At 70.1% G+C, this 2,274-nt stretch carries 2 protein-coding genes; both read right to left on the bottom strand.

Translation table 11 applies throughout. The features are described from left to right. Positions 1–18 precede the first annotated feature (18 nt). Positions 19–873 (bottom strand): hypothetical protein, encoded by an 855-nt coding sequence (locus A2I95_RS32355; protein ID WP_291736432.1) that lies wholly within the window; start codon positions 871–873, stop codon positions 19–21. A 3-nt stretch (positions 874–876) separates the two neighbouring features. Further along, positions 877–1,851 carry a hypothetical protein gene (locus A2I95_RS32350; RefSeq protein WP_291736430.1) on the bottom strand — a complete coding sequence of 325 codons (975 nt, stop codon included), beginning with the start codon at positions 1,849–1,851 and terminating at the stop codon, positions 877–879. Between the last annotated feature and the right edge of the window lie 423 nt (positions 1,852–2,274).

Genomic DNA, 2,274 nt, shown 5'->3' with positions numbered 1-2,274 from the left:
GGCCAGTGCCGCCTGGGCTCATTCCTCTGGCTCCGGCGCCGCGGCCTCTGCGTCACCGGCCAGCGGCGCCAGCCGGTCCGCCAGCCGCCGCAGCAGATCCTCCTGCACCTCTTTTTCTTGCAGCAGCGCCCCATAGCGCTGCTGCAGCTCAGCCAGATCCGCAGTGCAGGCTTGCAGCTGCTGCTCTGCCACGGCCCGTTCCTGTTCGGCGGCCTGCCCGCAGGCCTGCCATTCCTCTACCGCGGCCAGCGCCGTGTTATTGCGCCAGGCCACCGCATAGGGACGGTCCGGATCCTCTGGCGCGGCTTCCAGCCAGCTGATATAGCCCATATCTTCCAGCCCGGCCCGCAGCGCCGCCATCCCGGGGGCATCCCGGTACAAGGGGTCCCGGCCTTCCTGCAGCCGCAGCGTCTGGAAATGCTGCAGGCATTCCGCCTGCTCCAGCGCCTGCAGCAGCGCCAGCGCCTGGCCCGGCGCCTCAAGAACCAGCAGCCCTCTCCCTGCCTCGGGCAGGCCGCAGCGCGCCGCCAGATCCGCAATGGCCTGCGTCTCCACCGTCTCTTCCGCCAGCACCTGCAGGCCCGGAAACAACTGGTACAGCGCCTCGGCCGGCGCGGCCAGGCTGCTAAGACCGGCAAAGTTGCAGCTGTGGAAACGGCCCGGACCGCCCTTGGCCGAGACCGCCGCCGCAATGGCCTGCACCGGCGCAAACCGCTTTGCCAGGGCCTGCAGCCCGGGCATGGCTTCGGGATCCGCCTCGGCCAGCACCACCGGGTCAAGGCCCGCCTGCACGTAGCCTTCGGCGGCGCGGCCGCTGCCCGCGCCGATATGCAGCACATAATCTGCCGGGAAAGAGAGCGAAAACGCCGCCATGGCTCAGCGGGTTCCGCGCAGGGCGTGCCGGGCGCTGCGCAGCGGCGCCATCAGGCGGAACGAGCGCGAATTGCGCAGCTTTTGCACCTGCGCCTTCAGCCCGGCGGCCGCCTGCGCCTGGGCGGCGGCCACCTGCTCAAGACCGGCAATCCTGTGTCCGGCCGTCCCCAGCAGCTCCGCCTTGGCCCGCAGCCGCCCCTTCAGGGTCTCTGCCTCTGCCTGCAGCTGCGCCTGGGCTGCCTCTGCCTGCGCTTGCAGGCTGGTGAACCGCACGCCGGCCTGCTCCAGCTGCTGTTCCAGCTGCAGCTTTTCGCGGTACAGCGCTTCCATCTGTTCATACATGCTGCGCTGCTGCGCCTGCAGCAGCGCCCGTTCCTCGGCGGCGTCCTGCCCGGCCAGAAAGATCTTCAGCGCCGCATCGGGATCCGCGGCGGCCTGCCCCGTCTGCCCCGTCTGCACAGAGGCGGCAAATTGCCCGGCCAGGCGGCGCAGGCCGGGATCTGCCTGCAGCCGGGCTGCGGCCAGCGCCAGCAGCACCGGATCGGGACCGGCACCTGCGGCCTCCTGCAGGCTGCGCTGCGCGGTGTCCTCCGCCGCCTGCCCGCAACAGGCCAGCAGCGCCTTTGGCGCCTGCCGGGCCGCGGCACCGTCCAGCAGCAGCACCCGCTGGCGGTTCTGCATCTGCAGCGCCAGCACCGTTTCAATTTCCTGTTGCGCAGCGGTTAGGGCCGCAGCCGGTTCCAGCCCGTCCTGCAGCCCGGCGCAAAGCGCTTCGGCAGGCGAACGCGCCAGCAGCACAACCGCCCCGGCCGCCTCCGGCAGCGCCGCAGGCAGCGCCTCGAGCAGGGTTACGGAATACTGCCCCTGCAAAACAGCCTGCAGGGCGGCGCCCAGCGGCGCCTGCGCCGCCCACAACAGTATCCCCCGGCTTGCCCCAGCCGCTGCCAAAGGGGCCGCTTCTGCCCTATCGCCTGCCATATGATTGATCCTCAACCGCCTTGCCGCTGCACCGGCTTCTTCGCAACCCGCTGTCCGCCGCGGCGCCTGCCTGTCTGTTCTGCCTGTCAGGGGCCGCCCGTACCGGAAACCTTTTACGGGCGTGCAGGCCTGAATAGCAAGACAGCTCCCGGCGCAATCCCCCCGGACCGCCTTTGCGCCGCCTTTGGGGAGGACATCCCGGTGACGGGCTGCTATGGGCTGCTGAAGCATCAGGCAGGAACCGGCACCCGCAGGCAGGCGGTACAAGGGCGGCAGCACATGATACGGATCTTCAAAACCGGCGCGCATATCCGCCGCACGCCGCTCAGCTACCCGGCGCTGGCGCCGCTGTTTGACGGCCATATCCAGGAGGCGGAGACCCCAGGCGAGGCCGATCTCTATGTCTTTGCCCATATCCTGGAC

This window comes from Leisingera sp. F5 (assembly GCF_001593695.1).
The sequence above is the reverse complement of the archived record's forward strand: the minus strand, read 5'-3'. Positions and strand labels throughout refer to the sequence as shown.